The following is a 16,748-nucleotide window of genomic DNA, read 5'->3' as shown; positions in this document are numbered from 1 at the left end:
ACCATCCATTGCTTTGCTTTTATATAAAAGCATCAAAGTTAAAACTTTATCAATTACATTCCTACTGATAAACCCTGACATAATCTATTAAAAACTGCTGAGGAAATATAGAATCATCAATTCCATGTTTTCCTCCCCAAGAACCACCAATTGCTAAGTTAATTATTAAATACATCGGCTCATCAAAAGGCCATGATTCGGTATTATCATCTTCTTTTTCATAACTAAAAACTAGCTTATCATCTATAAAAAACTTAATAACATTAGAATATTTTTCAACAGCATATATATGATATTCAGATAAGAGATTTTTTAATGTAAACCCCTTATTTATCGCTTTTTTATTCTGGTGATTTCTTATCTTAGTATGCAGAGCTATATGCACTTTATCTTTTTGGTAACCAACATATTCCATCATGTCTATTTCGCCTTTAGCTGGCCAGCCTTTGCCTTGTTTATCGATTCCAAGTAGCCATATTGCAGGCCAAACTCCAATGCCATGGGGTAATTTAGCACGTACTTCAATTTTTGCATTCGTCCATGAATGCAAATTACGTGTAGTTAAACTAGCAGATGTATACATAGGTTTTGGAGAGTCAAATAATTCATCCCATAGACTAGTTTCTACACTCTCCAACTTCCTTGCCTCAATTATTAAAATTCCATCTTTAACTCTTGCGTTATGAAGGTTGTTTGCTACATACAACTGTTTTTCACCATTTCGTACATAGCCTTGTTCGTACCCCCACTTTTCACTAGCAGGTAGGCCATCGCTGTTAAACTCATCACTCCACACTAACTGATTGTACTCTTGTGCATAGAGTGGCCAAGAGAAAGCCTGTAAGCAAAAGAAGTAAAATAAGTGTATTTTCACGCGTAGCTCCTAACATTACCACCGGAGAAGAGCCCATAAAAAAAACCAACACCGTGGGATAAGTCACATAAACTATCTAAACATGTATGCTTCGAACTAATAAAGTACGGCAAAAATGAAAGTAAACCTTTTGCCAAATAAGCAGCCCCTTTAAAGCAGCAAGTAAAAAGTGCTCCTAAGAAAGTCTTATTACAGCTTTCAATTTTAAAGCCTGTAGCACCCATTCTAAAGCAGCGACGTAAAGCCCATTTAGTTGTTAAGCGTTCAATAACGATATGTTCTTGAACTATTGCATTATTAACCCACTTAATTTTGCCACCACATGCTGTTAACCTCAAAAAGAGCTCTTTATCTTCTCCACCGTGAATAAGCGACTCGTTGAAGCTAAGATTCAGTTTTTTAAGTGTATTAACATTAATCAAGATATTATTGGTAGCAGCCCATTTCACCATCACACCATCCCTTAATTTACGCTCGTGGTACAAACGGGCTAAGTTAAAATATTTATGAGTGCCTTTGGGAAATATGGCTTTTTGGGGGCCTGCAACTACATCATAGCCCTTCGCTTTATCACACAGTAAGTTCAGCCAGTTTTTATCTGCATAAGCATCGTCATCAATAAACGCCAAGTAGTCGTACTGGTTATTTTGTGCATAATTTAGTGCATTATTCCTTGCAAACGGTATCCCTTGTTTAGTTTCTAAAACGTGTATTAGATTAATTTTTTTATTGTTAGTAAACTTACTCACGCTGCTATTAACTACTTGAGTCAATTCGGAATTATTTTCAACAATTAATATACTTAGCTCTATGCTGCTAATGTAGCTTTGTTCAAGGATACTTAAAATACATTGCTCGAAAGTCGCGCTTCTACTTCCTGTTGTTAACACGGCTACTAATACTCTCAAATTACTCTCCCTGTTTTCTTAACTTAATAAGCGTTTACGTATTGGTAACCATAGCAGCCTGCAAGCTGTTGGGTTTATAACTGCAATAGAAAGTGATTTTAAAATCTTTTTACGCTTTATTGATTTTACAAGCAAAATATAAGCTTTAGTGTTTGATAAGTTTCTATTTCTTATTTTAAGAGCTGCATTTTCACTTTTATTAAGTTCATACATCTCTACAAATTTTCTATCGCCCCACTGAAACCTTGAAATATGCCCTTCCGTTAACTGGCCAGAAATGGAGTCGCCTCTAATGGTGTATACATACCCGAAAAAGTCTAAAACTTTTGCTACTGCATTAGCCGCTAAACACGATGCTAAAAAGTAGTAATCCTCACCAATTCGAACTTCAGGCCAGTATTCCACTTTTGTTTTTACTAAAAACGATTTTAAAAAAAGAGGCTTTACGTAACCTGTGGTTTTTTTACCCATGAAATCTGCATTCCCGCTTATAAATTCTGCTAAGGATAAGTTGCCTGTTTTGAGTTCATCATTAGTGTAAAAGGGAGATAGCGCCTGCTCTCCCTCACGGCACATATAAAAATTATCTATAAGAATATCTGTAGCATCATCCTCAGAATTAAGCATTTCGCTCAATCTATTAGGTAAGAAATAATCATCAGAGTCTAAAATTGCGATCCACTTACCTTTTGCAGCTTCAAATCCAATATTACGTGCATAACCTGGCCCCCCATTGCTATTCGATTTGATTAACCTAACCCGCTCATCGCGATAATTCTCAACAACCTCACAGGTGTTATCGCTTGAAAAATCATCAACAACGATAACCTCAAGAGAAACCTTTTGTTGAAGCGCCGAATCTATTGCTTTGCTAATAAATTTTTCTGAATTCCAAGCAGCAATAACAACTGATACTTTTAAATCAGCTTTCATCAAGTAACCTATTGCAGTTATCCATTGAATACATACTCCCTTTATCACTATCTAATACTGAATTATTTCTTTTTTACCAAACAGTTTTGCAAGCACCCCAACATGAAGCGTGCCTCTAAGGAGCCAATGATATTTTTTGTTTTTACCTAGTATTGAAAGTAGGCACATTAGTATACAAAATGAAAATTTACAGCTAGCTAAAGTGCTGTATTTTATTTTATCTAGTACACTGATATTTTTAGTTATTAGACGTGCGCCGCATGTTTGTCCAAACCTGAACTTCCTTTTTAATAACCACATCAGGTTGGCACGTTCAGGCGGTACATCTTCAGTAACCAATGCATCTTTTGCGAATGCAAAGCATCCACCATTAGAATAAACATAAGAAAAAAAGCTACTATCTTCTCCGCCTGATTTACCTAAAGCAAGATCAAACCTCAACCCCTTACAAGCTTGGTGCTTTAAGTTAATCAGAGCATTTGCTGTCGAAGTTGTTTTTATTACCCCTTTAACAAAAACTGGTTGTTGAGAATGAAAATCACATATTTTCATCCAGCTAGGCGCACTGTCGTCATATATCGCTTTAACAGGTCCACATACTACCGCTACTTTTTCCTGCTGCGCTTTTTTATATAAGTTTGAGAGCCAATTAATGGAAGCCACTTCATCATCATCTATACATGCCAACCAATTACTATCTGCATTGTCTAAACACGCATTTCTTGCAATAGAGATATTTTGATAAGGGGCATGGATATAAATTAAGCGCAACCCAAACTCTTCTGCCCACCCCTCTATTTTAGCTCTTGCTTTATCGGTCTTATCATTATCGGCTATAAGCACTTTTAGCGTTATTTCTCTTGGCAAGCATTGCTTTGAGATAGAATATAGAGTCTCTTTAAGGCTATCTCGTTTATAAGTACAAATTGCTACGCAAATATCCATAGAGAGATCCTATTAATTAAACTTTCCATCTGTAGAGGATGACCACTTGCTTAAAGCGACCTCTACACCACCATCGAACTTTTTACCTTTAGATACTAACCACCCAGGGTAAACGTCTGTTGATTTAACTAACTTCATTACCCGCTCGGGGTGAATTCCAATGTTAAACGCATTAAATAAACGCAAAGCTTTAGCCACCCCGAGCACAATAAATTTTGGTAGCATTACTGTTTTTACGTCTGAAAAGTGGTTAGCCTGAAAAATATCTATTATATCTTCAAGTGTATAACCTTGATGGTATGCTCCATTAAATGTTATTAATGTCTGTCTTTGATCTTCAGCAAAGCTAATGGCTTCAATTAAATCATCTACATAAATGCATGCTTTTATTGTATTTTTCCTGCCCGGATAAATAAAAAAACCCTTACTAAGTAAAGTCGCTAGGCGCGTAAAGTTTCCCCCTTCTCCAGGCCCAAAGACTACTGCAGGCCGCACTATCACTAACTTATTAATTGCAGAGTTTTTATTAAGCCATTCTTTATGAACTTTCTCTGCTATCATTTTCGAGTATCCGTAAGATGACATAGGCTGTAATTCGGTTTCTTCTGTTTTTTGATCTTCGCCCGGACCATAAACTGAAATTGAGCTAGTAAAAATTATATTTTTGATACCCGCTCTTTCAGCATACTTACATACTTCAAGTGCGCCACAGATGTTTGTTTCATAGTATTCATGATGTTCATGGCCTGGTGTCGTGTGGATCGCCGCAAAGTTATAAATTTTATCGATGTTATTGAATAGCTCTAATGATGATAAGTCCCTCACATCAGCTACAATATAATTCACCCCTTTGCGTGGGGATTTTGGCTCTTTTATGTCCACAGAGATAATAGTTGTACAACCTTGTATAAGAAGCTTATCAATAAGGTGTGTGCCTATAAAACCTGAGCCACCAAATATAATTACACCTTTAGGTATTTCTTTATTCATAACGCTCATCTTCCTTTAAATAAACCCAAGATACACACATAAAAAAATGAATAACTGTGAACTGCTCAAACCAAACCGCTTCTAAAAAAGTTTGTAAAAACATATAGCTTAAAACTAAAATGGCAAAAAAATGTGAACTCCCAAAAGCGATAGTTCGCAAGTCAAATATCCTACTTATGAATAGCTTTATTAAATATAAGTAAAGAAACAAACCAATTAGGCCAAGTTCAACGCCCATATCTACATACATATTATGGAAATTAAACCCTGCTCCAGAGGGGACATGGTGGAGTGCCCATATATCTTCGGCTATATTATTTCCAACATAAAATAAACTCTGGAAACCCACTCCAAGTAATGGGTTTTCCTGTATAAGTGCCATTCCTCTTGCCCATAAGTGTGTGCGGCCTGTTAAAGTTGGATCTTTACCAATGCTATACATCAAGTCATTAAAACTGCCATTGACAAGTGAATAGACCAAAAGAAACATGCCGATTAAAAAAACAAACAAGATACCCCAGTTCAGTTTTCCTCTAGTGAACTTATGCAAAGCTAAATTTTGGTAATAAATAATTACAATACTAATTAATATACTACCGATCACAAACACTATTGCACCCAATGACTTAGCTTTAATTAAAACTAAAGTCGAAGTAATTAATAGCACAACCCCTAAAATACGACTGGACATATCAATCGTTTTATTAAGCGATAAGGTAAGTCCAACTACAATGCACATAGAAGTATTTGCAGCTAAATAGTTTTTACTTCCAAAAATACCAATTAAACTTATTTCACCTGTCATACCATTTAGAGCAGTGCGAGATGAAACTAAACTCATCACCATAGCAATTAACATAATAAACGCGCCAGCCCTTAAAAATAAGTTTAGCCCTAAGCGACTAGCTATGACGACTGAAAAAATTGTAGTGAGTAAAAGCTGTATATTTGCCCGCAAAGCCGTTGCTGGAATATCAGACCAAATAACAGATAATAAGCATAAAGCTGGTATTAAAAACAACTCCCAATTTTTTTTACATACTCTCAGAGTAAAGTTAATACCTGATGCAGCATAAGCAGTTCCAGCTATTAAAAAAGTTAAAGCCGCTAACGCACCAAACATCGTATTAAATAACAATGCACCAACCGCTAAAACCGCCCATAATGAAGCATATAAATGATCTTTTTTTATAAACATAAAAACTTAAAATGATAAACTGGCTAAGTAGTTCTACTGATTACATTTTATATGAGTGCTTTAATTTCCTTTGTAAATGCTTCTCCAAATTGACTTGATTTCATCGCATATTCAACGTTTGCCAGCATATAACCTAACTTAGAACCACAATCGTGTGATTTTCCTTTTAGGTGATAAGCCTCTAATGTTTCTAAGTGACGAAGTTGAAGAAGTGCGTCCGTTAGCTGTATTTCTCCACCTGCACCGGGTGGTGTATATTCAAGTAAATCCCATATGGTTGGTGAAACAACATAACGCCCAGTAATCGCAAGATTACTTGGTGCTTCATCATTATTTGGTTTTTCTACCATGTTTTTTATGGCGGCATTTTCGCCTGCTTTTATTTTTTTACCTGCTAAATCAGCCACACCATATTGGTGCACTTGCTCTTGCGGTACTGGCTCTACCATGACTTGGTTATGGCTTGTTTTGTCAAAGCGGTCGATCATTTGGCTTAAGTTGTCAGTTTTTGGATTAGATTTATATTTATCAATAATTACATCGGGGAGCATCACTGCAAAGGGGCTATTTCCTACGATTGGACGCGCAGCAAGCACGGCATGGCCTAACCCTAAAGGGGCAGATTGACGAACAGAAATTACCGTTACATCTTTTGGTACTATTGAGCGTACTTCCTCTAAAAGACTACGCTTCACACGTGCTTCTAGAGTGGCTTCAAGCTCAAAACTCGTATCAAAGTGATTTTCAATTGAATTTTTGGAGGCGTGGGTGACTAAAACGATTTCTTTTATACCGGCAGCAACTGCCTCATTTACCACATATTGAATGAGTGGTTTGTCTACCAAGGGGAGCATTTCCTTAGGAATAGCTTTAGTGGCTGGTAGCATACGTGTACCAAGGCCAGCAACAGGTAGAACAGCTTTTAAAACTTTCACATTAATTCCTTTTATCTTATATAGAACAAAAAAGATCTCGCAAAGCAAAGCCCATTAACGTTCTCACATACCCTATGTGTCTTACAGTATACACGCCCAAACAATCTACTCAACCAAAAAAACATCCTTTTTGACTGTTTTTTTGTTAAATTTATGTTGCACCAAATTAAACTTTTACGCACTAAATTAGTGCTTCCAATACTTTTATACTATCTACCTTTTTAATGTTAATGCAACTATACTAAAGCTCATTTTTAAAGGAATGCTTCAAAAGGGAATAGTAGTGCGCTTCATTTTTTGTGTTTTATTCGTATTATCTTTTATTGTGCACTCCCAAGATATGCTTACGAATTTGCGTAATAACGATATAATTTCATTTGCCCAGCAACAGTATGGTAGCCAAGGACACGCACGTATTAAAAGCTGGTTAAGTTTTATAGATGAAGCTATCAACAAAAATGAATGGAAAAAAATACATCTTGTTAATGACTTTTTTAATGAAAAAATTAAATACAAGTCTGATCAAGCTCTTTGGCAGAAAGCTGATTATTGGGCAACACCACTTGAAAGCCTTGGCACTGGCATGGGTGATTGTGAAGACTATGTAATTGCGAAATACTTTACGTTACTCGCTTTAGGTATTCCTGAAGATAAAATTCGGTTAATGTACGTTCGTCATAAGGAGCTTAACCAACCCCATATGGTTTTAATTTATATTGAGCAGCCAAAGCAAATTCCTTATGTGCTAGGAAACTTCAATACAAAATTACTACCAGCAACTCAACGTACCGACTTAACGCCAATATACAGCTTTAATGGCCAAGGTTTATGGTTAGCTAAATCGAAGGGGTTAGGTAACAAAGTAAAAAACAGCCGTGGTGTATCTGCTTGGAATACAATGCTAGAGCGAATTGAACAAGGTGAGCTTGCTCCCATATAGAATAACGTTAAAGGAACTATTAGTTATGTCGTCTTTTTTTAAAAATGGCTTGAGTTTAAAAACGCAAGTTTATGGATTGATTATAGTCATTTCATTAATTTCTTTTTGTATTCGGGTAGTTACCGATGTAGATACCACTCGCCAGTATTTGCAAACCCAAATGGGCAGCCACGCTCAAGATACCGCCACAAGTTTAGGGCTTTCTATTTCGCCCTACCTTGAAGAAGACAGCATAATGATTGCTCAAACAATGGCAACGGCCATTTTTGACTCAGGTTATTATAAACAAATAAAATTTACTAATGCCCAGACTGAGGTGGTTTTTGAACTTGTAAACCCTAAGCGTGTTGAATCAGTACCTAATTGGTTTATAAGCGCAGTTAAGCTAAACGCACCAACTAGGCTGTCTGAACTAAACAATGGCTGGATTATGGCAGGTACGCTTGAAGTAACAAGCCATGTTGGGCAGTCGTATCTAACCCTTTGGGAACATACTAAACGCAGCTTTTATGGATCGTTTTTATTATTAGTAGCGTCACTGGCTGTTGCATTTTTAATACTGCGTGCTGTTTTTAAACCACTTAGAGCTGTAGAGAACCAAGCCCACCTAGTTACACGTAAGCGCTTTACACTCAACGATGAAATACCTGTTGCGCGCGAGCTGCGCACTGTAACTAAAGCCATTAACAATATGGTTATGAACCTGCAAAGTACGTTTGACTCGCTTACTAGGCAAACACAAGCCCTTACCGAAGAAGTATATATAGACCCTTTAACTGGTTTAGGTAACCGAAAGTCGTTTGATAACCATTTTAACTCGGTAGTTGACTCTATAAGTGACGAGACACCTATTACTGCAATGATGATTACCCTGCCCTCGCTTGCAAACATTAATAAAACGGTAAGTTATCAAGACGGTGATGAACACGTAAACGAAGTGGCAAACATACTCAAAACCACGTTTGGCGAGCTTACTAATGCAAAAGTGTTTAGGTTAAATGGCAGTACTTTTATTGCCCTTGCGCCCTACGATAATGATTTTTTAAATAGAACTCGCCTTGAAATTACTGATGCATTTAGCCAGCAAAAAAATAGTTTGCATGTTAGTGGCTTTGCTAACTTTGCGTTAGTAAGTGTAGAAAAAGGAATGCCTGTAGGTCGCGTATTATCAGCGTTAGACACGGGCTGTACAATTGGTGACACAAACAATAATAAAATAGATAAAGACACTTTATTTAGTGTTAATCAGTGGCGCACACTTATTCAGTCAATTTTAGCATCTGGTGAAGTGAGTTTTTCAGTGCAACCTGTAAAACGTGCTAACTCACAAAATAAGCAATGCTATTTTGAGGTATTTGCTCACTTTATTCATGAAAACGAGAAAGTGAGTAACGGGCATTTGTTTGCTATGGCAGAAAAACTCAACTTAACTGAAGAGCTTGATAAAAAAATAATTCGTAATTTTGTTAATGTTAAAGAGCAATATCCAAACGATGTATTTGCACTCAACTTGAGTAAGGCATCTTTGTATTCAACTGATTTTATTGAATGGCTAACGCTTTATTCACACACAAAGCCTGTTATAAAAACTAACTTGTTATTTGAACTACACGAGATCAGCTTGCTTTATAATGTTCATATTGCCTCGCAACATATAGACATAATAAAAGACATAGGCATTAATGTATGTATTGAGCATTTTGGTACTAGCCTCACCTCCTTTAAATACTTACAAGGCTTAGATATTGAGTATGTAAAAATAGACGGTAGTTACATACAAGACTTACTAGATAACAGCCAAAGCCAATTTTTTATTCAAACAGTTAATAATATTTGTCATGGTTTTGGTATAAAGGTGCTAGCTTGTTTAATTGAAAAACCTGAAACATTACATATACTTGAAAACCTAGGGTGTGACGGTATACAAGGTAACTTAATTATACCACCGTCAAAAGTTATAGAAACTAAATGTAGTGGTATGAATAAACAGTTTACTTTTTGTACCAATACGCTAAGGTTCTGTAATTAGTAACCTCTAAAAGAGGCTCAAAATGAGATCACTTATACTTGCTAGCTTGATTGTTGGCACCTCAAGTTTTGTTACACTTCCAGTTTATGCTCAAGCAGACAACGATGTATTTGTGCAAACTGGTAACCTAGATACTTTAATTAGTATTTTGAACAACGCCACAGCAGAAACTCCATCGGATGAGTTGCAACAAAACTTAGTAACTGCAATTGAGCAACTTTGCCAAAATACCGGACCAATTGATTTAGATTCTCCTATCGCTAATGGAACGTGTTCTGCTGAGCAGCTTGATATAATTATGAATGCAGTTATTGCAGCCATTGGCGCAGATAGCCCGTTTATTTCTGATTTTTTAGCGGCCTTAGTTACTGCAGGCGTTAATAGCGATGCAGTAACGCTTGCTGCAATTACTGCTGGGGTTGATGCAACTATTGCTTCAGAAGCAACAGCAGCTGGTCCTACAGAGCCTACCGCCCCAGCTGGCCCTGTAATTGTAACCTTGCCTACAACAACCGTTCCTCAAGGCGCAGGTGGTACCGGTGGTGACGCTGGTATTTCTGAAGTTGGCAACTAAATTATAATTAGTTTTATAATACAAACGCAGCCTAATGGCTGCGTTTTTACTTTAAACACTATTGCTTAACTATTAGCTCGTTTTTTTGAGAAAGCTGTGAATCGTTTTATATTTTTTTTGCTGTGTGCAATTGTTTTTTTGCTGCCCCTTCCTTTAGGTAGCTACCGACCCTGGGCCATTATGGCAATGGGTATTTTAATTTGTATAACCTTTGTTTTTCACTTGGTTAATAGCGCTGTAAATAACCAAACGTTGTACCCTCCTCGCTATTCTTTACCCATTATTTCTGCTTTATTATTAGTATGCGCTATGTGTACTTTGCAATTTTTTACTGTGAGTTTAGACCCCTTTCAAACAAAACAAATGCTGTTAAAAACGAGCTTTATGGTTTGCTTTTGTTGGCTTATATTTATTTACTGCAATAATAGTGAGCGTATAAAAAAGCTTATTTATACCATTATTGCAGCGGGTGTTTTCCAAGCTTTGTATGCAACTTACCTAAATCTTTCGCCTGATATGCTTAGCCCTATTTTTGGATATAGGCACACGCAACGCGCCATAGGTACGTTTACTTACTCTAACTTTTTAGCTAACTATTTAGCGCTATGCTTATGTTTGGGTATTGGTGTATTAGTAAGTGAATTAAAGCGAGGTAGTCATGCAAGTGACCTTACATTTAAACAAACTTTGCGCGCCTGGACTGGGATTTTATTAAGCTCAAAAATAATTTTGCGTATATCGTTAATTATTATAATTATTGCGCTAATTTTAACGCGCAGTCGAATGGGTAATTCAGCCTTTTTTATAGCACTGATGGCTGTTAGCTTGTTGGCTTTGTTTGTTTACAATAAAAAACCTAAAGCGTTTAAGTTACTTATTATTAGTTTTTTTATAATTGATTTGATCATTATTGGTGCAATATTTGATGTAGAAAAAGTCAAGCAACGCATTAGCGAAACCAGTATTCAATCAGAAACTCGTGATGAAGTTGTTCGTGATTCAATCCCGTTAATACTCGATAAGCCTTTATTAGGCTCTGGTGGTGGTACGTTTTATACTGCTTTCCCAGCGTATCAGTCAGAGCCGTATTCGGGCTATTACGATAATGCTCATAACGACTATATTCAATTTGCTGTAGAGCTAGGCATACCCGTAACATCAGCTTTAGGGGCGCTTATTTTATATTGCTTATGGTTATGTATTCAAACCATGCGAAAACGCAAAACAGCGTTATTTCAGGGCGTGGCTTTTGGGTGTGCTATCGCTATTGTAGATATGCTGTTGCATTCTTCGGTAGATTATTCACTGCAAGCAGGCGCTAACTCAATGTTGTTTATGGCTATATTATGCTTGGCGATTTTAAGTAATAAGCTACCAGCGCCTAAACGAAACAAAAACAATTAATGAGTTTAATAAGCGGGGAATGAATAAGTAAAAGCGATGCTTTTAAACGCCAGCAAGCTGTGCGTCTACAAGAAAGCATCAACTCTAGCTATGCTTTAAAAACGCCCTTAGACTGCGCATATAGAAAGCTTTACTGCTCTTCTAAATCAAACTCGGTGGTGTGGCCGTCGCCGTGGATGAGTTGGTAGCGGGATAGGTCGCCATTATCTAACATTATTAGGCTTATTGCTGAGTCGCTTACTAGGTACTTTTGGCCTTCACCTTTGGTTTGGTGTTTATCTACTTCCATATGCCAGCGTTTGGTGAAAAAGTTAAGCGGGCTTTTGGGGCCGTACAATATTGAGTCGAGCTTATCGAGTACATTAATTAGCTTACGCGGAAATTCATTTTTAATACCACTGGCGGTGAGTTGCCATATTCTATTTGGGTGATCGCCAAAGCGTTTTTGCACCGAAAAACAAAAAGAATAATGCACATCACCCGATAAAATAAGCGTTTCGTTAGGTGTATCTGTACGCCTAAAGGTATCAAGCAGTTTTTTGGCCGAGCCTTCGTGTGCCATCCAGTTTTCTACATCAACCATAAGCGGCTGGCCGCACATATTAAACGCGGCTTGAATTGCTTCTATTGATTTAACGCCAAACACAGGCGCTGGCGATACAATAATTACTTTGCTGTGGCTCAGCAGGCTTTCTTCAAGCTCTGTTAAGCGCTCCCAATCAAGTAAGCCTGAGGGTTCATTAAAGTTACTTTCGTTACGCCAGCGGTGCGTGCGGGTATCAAGCACAACTACTTTAGGCGTGGTGGTAAGCTCATAATGCCAATAGTTAAATTCATTCAGAGGCTTATCAAAGGCTTTAAACTGCCAACTATTGTTGGCGCTACGGCTTTGTTTAAAATCATCTATAAGCGCGCCGGTTTTACGTAGCGCATCATTGCCCAGCCCTTGAAATAGCCAATAGCTTATTAGCCCATTATTAATGATGCGTTTACTACTTGGGTTTTGATTTATAGCTTGCTCCCACCCTGCTGTTAGGTTCCAATCATCGGTAACATCGTGATCGTCAAACATCATCAAGGTAGATACATTAGCAAATAAACGCTCTACGCTATTTAAGCCTTTTGCGTAGTCAATTAACGCCTTTTTTTCGGCGTTAAAAATGGTGTTATTTTTTTCATTGCCTTGTGTGTAATGGCTATTTTTAATATCAACGCATTGCCACGCGGCGGCACTAAAGTTAAGTAAATACAGCGCTATAAATTCTTCAAAGTGAATTAAGTGATTATGCGCTTTTACGCTAGAAAAATGAGGCTCGTCTTTTTTTAGCCAGTACCCAACGCCCAATTTTGAACGTTTTTGCCATGGCGTTTTTGGTAAGTAATGATGGCGGTTAAAAAGCTGCTCATTTATATCTGCTGGTAAATTGAGCTTAAGCGGTTGCTCTTTATAAATACCCAATACATCTATTAGCTGATGAATAGCCAGTAGCATAGGGCCGGCAACATCATCGGCGTAAACTTGGTCTCCGCTAAGCAGTAAAAGCTGTGCGCCCTGCAGTTTATTACTGCGCTGGGTATTTTGCCATTCACTTGCTGATACTAAGCTGTCTTTTGCGGGGTGATGTGCGTTGCGACACGAGCCATGTAAAATATGCGTAAGCTTATTGGCAATTGCAAACGAAGGCGCTGTTTGCCCTTCAAAGCACCATGGAGTTAAGTCAATTTTTTGCTCGTTAATATGCAATGTATAAGCTAATAATGTGTCGAGAGGAAACTGGCTATCAACAGGTTTTATAATTATAAAATGCAGGTAAAGGTGTTTACCTAATGCAATGCTTTGCTGCTCGCTGTAGCTTTGTTGGTTTTCAAGTGTGATTTGGCAATTGCCAGGGCGTGAAGTAGCAAACTGTATACATATACCACTTTGCTCAGCTCGGCGCACCATAGGCCCCATTAATAAAAGTGGGAGTTGCGCCGATTGAGTAGTCATGTGTTAGCCTTTTGCTGCTAATTTAAAAAGTGAATAAAAGTTATCCGTTGTTGCTTTCGCAAGCTCGTTAAAGCTTATGCCTTTGAGCTCACTAATATAGTAGGCAACATCTTCTACATACGCAGGCTGATTTGTCTTTCCACGGTACGGCACAGGTGCTAAATAAGGCGAGTCTGTTTCGATGAGTAATCTATCAAGTGGGATTTGTTTTACAACTTCTTTAAGCTCTACGGCATTTTTAAAGGTAACAATGCCTGAAATAGAGATATAAAATCCCATATCAATCGCTTTTTTGGCCATATCCCAATCTTCGGTAAAACAATGCAGTACGCCACCGCAGTTTTCTGCTTTGTGCTCACGCATCAAGTTAATGGTATCGGCTCTGGCATCACGGGTATGAATAATCAGTGGCTTTTGTAGTTCGTTTGCTACTTCAATATGGCCAACAAAACTGGCTTGTTGTACTGCGTGCGTGTCTTTTGAATAATAGTAATCTAGGCCGGTCTCGCCAATCGCGACTACTTTTTCATGCGATGCTAAATCAATGAGTTGCTGTTTATTAAGGGCATCTTTTTGATCAAGCGGATGCACGCCACACGATGCCGATACATCGTCGTAATGTTTAATTTTTTCAAGCATGCTTGGGAATTGTTCAAGCGTTACACTTACACATAAAAAGTGCTCTACTTGCTTTGCGCGGGCGTTGTCGAGTACTTGATCTAGGTTTAAATCTAATTTGTCAAAATCAAGACGATCTAAATGGCAATGAGAATCTACAATCACTATACGGCCTGTATGGTTTTGGGTGTTAAATTATACTAACCTGCAAAAATACCTAGTTGTACCAATTTGCAATAATACCTAATCATTTTGCGGGGCTAAACGTGTCGCTACCTGCGTTAAACAATGCTTATTCACGACTGCATGGATGCAGAGCAATGCAGGAGCAATTGCCGAGCATAACTAAATAGCGAATTTTTTACCTAGCTATCAACACGTTTTTCCAGCCTCAAAGTAAATCACTTAATTAAGCGAATGGGTATTAAACGAATTGATATAAGCAAGTTAGTATTGCAGTTAACGAGAGCTAAGCGCTCGCTAACCGGCTGCTTTATGCATATCACTATTAAGCAAATGCGTTTAAAACTACATGGTATATGTAGGATTACCAGAGTTTAACATAGTGCCTAATAGCTTTTCGATTTTAGCGTTTAAATTTGTTTTATCATCTAAAAAACTAATACCTATACCTGGTGGGTTAGAGCTTTGTGCGCCTTGTGGTGTGATCCAGGCAACTTTACCCGTTACCACGTCATCTTCTAGCGCATCAGGTAAAGTCACTCTAAGCGCTAAAGAGTAGCCGATTTCGTAACGCATATTGGTACGTACAAATAGGCCGCCTTTTTTTAAATAAGGCATGTAGCAGCGATAAAGTTCGTCAAGGTTATCTACATCAACTAAAAGCTCTTGCATATGTATTCCTATTTAATGTTACGCAGGGCATGCGCTAAACGCGACACTGCTAGAGGTAAATTTAGCCCGAGTACCTCTGTGCTATTTTGTAAAAATTCATTCAACGCTTGCTGAGCACTTTGGTACGCGTCAAAGCTTAAACCCATTATAAGCTGCTGTTTTAATTGCTCGCTTAAAAATAATGTAAAAATGCGTATTAGCTCAGGTTGTTTGTTTATAATATTTACAAGCGGACTAAAATTATGGCTTTGTTTAAACTCAGTTGCAAATTTATATAAAGTATCAATGTGTTGCAGCTGCTCTTGCGCTTGCCACTGTTTAATTAAAAGTGGTTGCGTATAAAACAAAGGCAGCCACACATAGTCACTAATATTTAAATCGGCTAACCAGGTTTTAGCCGCTTCTGGGTTTGCCACTTTTATGTCTGTTTTGGCACAGCGGCTTAAAATGGTGGCAGGTAACTGCGCAGTGTGGCTTGTGGTTAAAATTAAAAAGCGGCTATTGCTAGGCTCTTCTAAGGTTTTTAATAACGCGTTTGCTGCTGCCGTGGTCATTTTTTCGCAGTTTTCAATAATGGCCACTTTATTGCCATTTTGCGCAGCGGAGTGGTTCATAAAATCGCTTATCGCACGAATATCGTCAACACCAATGCTTTGCCCTTCAACTTGCGTTAGCCGTTTATCAGGGTGGTTACCCGCAAGTGTCAATGAGCAACTTTTACACTGCCCGCACGGGGCTAACTTGCTACCTTCGTTTTGCATGTGGGTATTAATATTTTGACATAATAAGCTATTAGCTAATTGCTCGCTTAGCTCAAACTTACCAACGCCTTTGGGCCCGCATAACAACTGTGCATGATGAAAACGCTGCGCTTTATAACTTTGCGCAAGCTGTTGTTCTACGTTATTAAGCCATGGCAATGCCATGTTATTTTAACCCTTCAAAAAAAGTGCGTAGTACATTGGTTATATCGCGGTGTACTTTATCAATACTTTGGTTGGCATCTACGGTTTTTATTGAGCTATCGTCATTTGCCAGCTCAACATAACGCATGCGCGTGCGCTGAAAAAACTCAATGGCTTCTTGCTCAATTCTATCAAGCTCTCCACGGCCTTTAGCACGCTCAAGGCCTATTACGGGGTCTATGTCTAGGTATATGGTTAAATCAGGTTTTAACCCTTTTAATACCATAGACGACAAAGACGATAAGGTATTAGCGCTAATGCCGCGCCCGCCACCTTGATACGCTTGAGATGATAAATCGTGGCGATCTGCTAATACCCACTGCCCTTTATCAAGCGCCGGATTAATTACATTATGCATAAGCTGCGAGCGAGCTGCGTACATAATAAGTAGTTCGGTTTCAAAGGCTATGTCTTCTTCATGCTCGGCTTTTACTAAAGTACGTAAAGACTCGGCAAGGGGTGTCCCACCGGGCTCGCGTACGTTAATAAAGTCTATTTGTTTTTTATTTAAAAAGTCTTGGCATAACGAAATAGCCGTTGATTTACCTGCGCCTTCAAGGCCTTCAATAACAATAAATTTTGGTTTCATA

General features: G+C 38.0%; 16 protein-coding genes. 4 read left to right on the top strand and 12 right to left on the bottom strand.

Going from position 1 to position 16,748, the window contains the following annotated elements; all coding sequences use genetic code 11:
• Positions 1-61 precede the first annotated feature (61 nt).
• Genes MTF68_RS00640 through galU form a run of 7 tightly spaced genes read right to left on the bottom strand, consistent with a single transcriptional unit; the run spans position 62 to position 6,783 of the window.
• Complete coding sequence (locus tag MTF68_RS00640; RefSeq protein ID WP_248461341.1) at positions 62-874, bottom strand: glycoside hydrolase family 16 protein; 813 nt, start codon at positions 872-874, stop codon at positions 62-64.
• On the bottom strand, positions 871-1,782 hold the full coding sequence (locus MTF68_RS00635) for a glycosyltransferase family A protein (protein WP_248461340.1): 912 nt from the start codon (positions 1,780-1,782) through the stop codon (positions 871-873). The genes MTF68_RS00640 and MTF68_RS00635 overlap by 4 nt, the downstream gene beginning before the upstream one ends.
• Positions 1,783-1,800: 18 nt before the next feature.
• A complete protein-coding gene (locus tag MTF68_RS00630) occupies positions 1,801-2,715 on the bottom strand; it encodes a glycosyltransferase (RefSeq protein ID WP_004587718.1) in 915 nt (304 codons plus the stop codon).
• Between the two features lie 51 nt (positions 2,716-2,766).
• Entirely contained in the window at positions 2,767-3,660 is an 894-nt protein-coding gene (locus MTF68_RS00625) for a glycosyltransferase family 2 protein (protein ID WP_248461339.1), read from the bottom strand.
• A gap of 12 nt (positions 3,661-3,672) precedes the next feature.
• The gene (locus tag MTF68_RS00620; protein WP_248461338.1) at positions 3,673-4,650 is read right to left on the bottom strand and encodes an NAD(P)-dependent oxidoreductase; all 978 of its coding nucleotides are present in this window, start codon (positions 4,648-4,650) and stop codon (positions 3,673-3,675) included.
• Positions 4,643-5,848, bottom strand: coding sequence for an O-antigen ligase family protein (locus tag MTF68_RS00615; protein ID WP_248461337.1), 1,206 nt, complete (start codon positions 5,846-5,848; stop codon positions 4,643-4,645). The genes MTF68_RS00620 and MTF68_RS00615 overlap by 8 nt, the downstream gene beginning before the upstream one ends.
• Positions 5,849-5,895: 47 nt before the next feature.
• On the bottom strand, positions 5,896-6,783 hold the full coding sequence (gene galU / locus MTF68_RS00610) for a UTP--glucose-1-phosphate uridylyltransferase GalU (protein WP_248461336.1): 888 nt from the start codon (positions 6,781-6,783) through the stop codon (positions 5,896-5,898).
• 283 nt (positions 6,784-7,066) lie between these two features.
• Between galU and MTF68_RS00605 the strand changes: the two genes are divergently transcribed.
• The 4 genes from MTF68_RS00605 (at position 7,067) to MTF68_RS00590 (ending at position 11,730) form a co-directional block, all read left to right on the top strand.
• Positions 7,067-7,723: a transglutaminase-like cysteine peptidase gene (locus MTF68_RS00605; protein ID WP_096739758.1), complete on the top strand. Its 657-nt coding sequence runs from the start codon at positions 7,067-7,069 to the stop codon at positions 7,721-7,723.
• Between the two features lie 25 nt (positions 7,724-7,748).
• Positions 7,749-9,752 (top strand): EAL domain-containing protein, encoded by a 2,004-nt coding sequence (locus tag MTF68_RS00600; RefSeq protein WP_248461335.1) that lies wholly within the window; start codon positions 7,749-7,751, stop codon positions 9,750-9,752.
• A gap of 22 nt (positions 9,753-9,774) precedes the next feature.
• The gene (locus tag MTF68_RS00595) at positions 9,775-10,326 is read left to right on the top strand and encodes a hypothetical protein (RefSeq protein WP_248461333.1); all 552 of its coding nucleotides are present in this window, start codon (positions 9,775-9,777) and stop codon (positions 10,324-10,326) included.
• A gap of 96 nt (positions 10,327-10,422) precedes the next feature.
• A complete protein-coding gene (locus MTF68_RS00590) occupies positions 10,423-11,730 on the top strand; it encodes an O-antigen ligase family protein (RefSeq protein ID WP_248461332.1) in 1,308 nt (435 codons plus the stop codon).
• A 130-nt stretch (positions 11,731-11,860) separates the two neighbouring features.
• Here MTF68_RS00590 and MTF68_RS00585 read toward each other — a convergent pair whose 3' ends face one another.
• The 5 genes from MTF68_RS00585 to tmk all read right to left on the bottom strand — a co-directional run bounded on the left by MTF68_RS00585 (position 11,861) and on the right by tmk (position 16,747).
• Positions 11,861-13,720, bottom strand: a complete 1,860-nt coding sequence (locus tag MTF68_RS00585) for an alkaline phosphatase D family protein (protein ID WP_248461331.1) — start codon at positions 13,718-13,720, stop codon at positions 11,861-11,863.
• 3 nt (positions 13,721-13,723) lie between these two features.
• Complete coding sequence (locus tag MTF68_RS00580; protein ID WP_248461330.1) at positions 13,724-14,503, bottom strand: YchF/TatD family DNA exonuclease; 780 nt, start codon at positions 14,501-14,503, stop codon at positions 13,724-13,726.
• 363 nt (positions 14,504-14,866) lie between these two features.
• Positions 14,867-15,193, bottom strand: a complete 327-nt coding sequence (locus MTF68_RS00575) for a PilZ domain-containing protein (protein WP_004587696.1) — start codon at positions 15,191-15,193, stop codon at positions 14,867-14,869.
• An 8-nt stretch (positions 15,194-15,201) separates the two neighbouring features.
• Positions 15,202-16,119: a DNA polymerase III subunit gene (locus tag MTF68_RS00570; protein WP_248451166.1), complete on the bottom strand. Its 918-nt coding sequence runs from the start codon at positions 16,117-16,119 to the stop codon at positions 15,202-15,204.
• A 1-nt stretch (position 16,120) separates the two neighbouring features.
• The gene (gene tmk / locus MTF68_RS00565; RefSeq protein ID WP_004587694.1) at positions 16,121-16,747 is read right to left on the bottom strand and encodes a dTMP kinase; all 627 of its coding nucleotides are present in this window, start codon (positions 16,745-16,747) and stop codon (positions 16,121-16,123) included.
• Position 16,748 lies beyond the last annotated feature (1 nt).

Origin of the sequence: Pseudoalteromonas sp. 2CM37A, assembly GCF_023161885.1 — a bacterium.
In the GTDB taxonomy this organism is placed as follows: domain Bacteria; phylum Pseudomonadota; class Gammaproteobacteria; order Enterobacterales; family Alteromonadaceae; genus Pseudoalteromonas; species Pseudoalteromonas atlantica.
The sequence above is the reverse complement of the archived record's forward strand: the minus strand, read 5'-3'. Positions and strand labels throughout refer to the sequence as shown.

What these genes read in the sequence shown, in the direction of transcription:
- MTF68_RS00630 (WP_004587718.1), bottom strand. Translation starts at nt 2,715, where the DNA reads ATGAAAGCTGATTTAAAAGTATCAGTTGTTATTGCTGCTTGGAATTCA.
- MTF68_RS00625 (WP_248461339.1), bottom strand. Translation starts at nt 3,660, where the DNA reads ATGGATATTTGCGTAGCAATTTGTACTTATAAACGAGATAGCCTTAAA.
- MTF68_RS00620 (WP_248461338.1), bottom strand. Translation starts at nt 4,650, where the DNA reads ATGAATAAAGAAATACCTAAAGGTGTAATTATATTTGGTGGCTCAGGT.
- MTF68_RS00615 (WP_248461337.1), bottom strand. Translation starts at nt 5,848, where the DNA reads ATGTTTATAAAAAAAGATCATTTATATGCTTCATTATGGGCGGTTTTA.
- MTF68_RS00600 (WP_248461335.1), top strand. Translation starts at nt 7,749, where the DNA reads ATGTCGTCTTTTTTTAAAAATGGCTTGAGTTTAAAAACGCAAGTTTAT.
- MTF68_RS00595 (WP_248461333.1), top strand. Translation starts at nt 9,775, where the DNA reads ATGAGATCACTTATACTTGCTAGCTTGATTGTTGGCACCTCAAGTTTT.
- MTF68_RS00585 (WP_248461331.1), bottom strand. Translation starts at nt 13,720, where the DNA reads ATGACTACTCAATCGGCGCAACTCCCACTTTTATTAATGGGGCCTATG.
- MTF68_RS00575 (WP_004587696.1), bottom strand. Translation starts at nt 15,193, where the DNA reads ATGCAAGAGCTTTTAGTTGATGTAGATAACCTTGACGAACTTTATCGC.
- MTF68_RS00570 (WP_248451166.1), bottom strand. Translation starts at nt 16,119, where the DNA reads ATGGCATTGCCATGGCTTAATAACGTAGAACAACAGCTTGCGCAAAGT.
- tmk (WP_004587694.1), bottom strand. Translation starts at nt 16,747, where the DNA reads ATGAAACCAAAATTTATTGTTATTGAAGGCCTTGAAGGCGCAGGTAAA.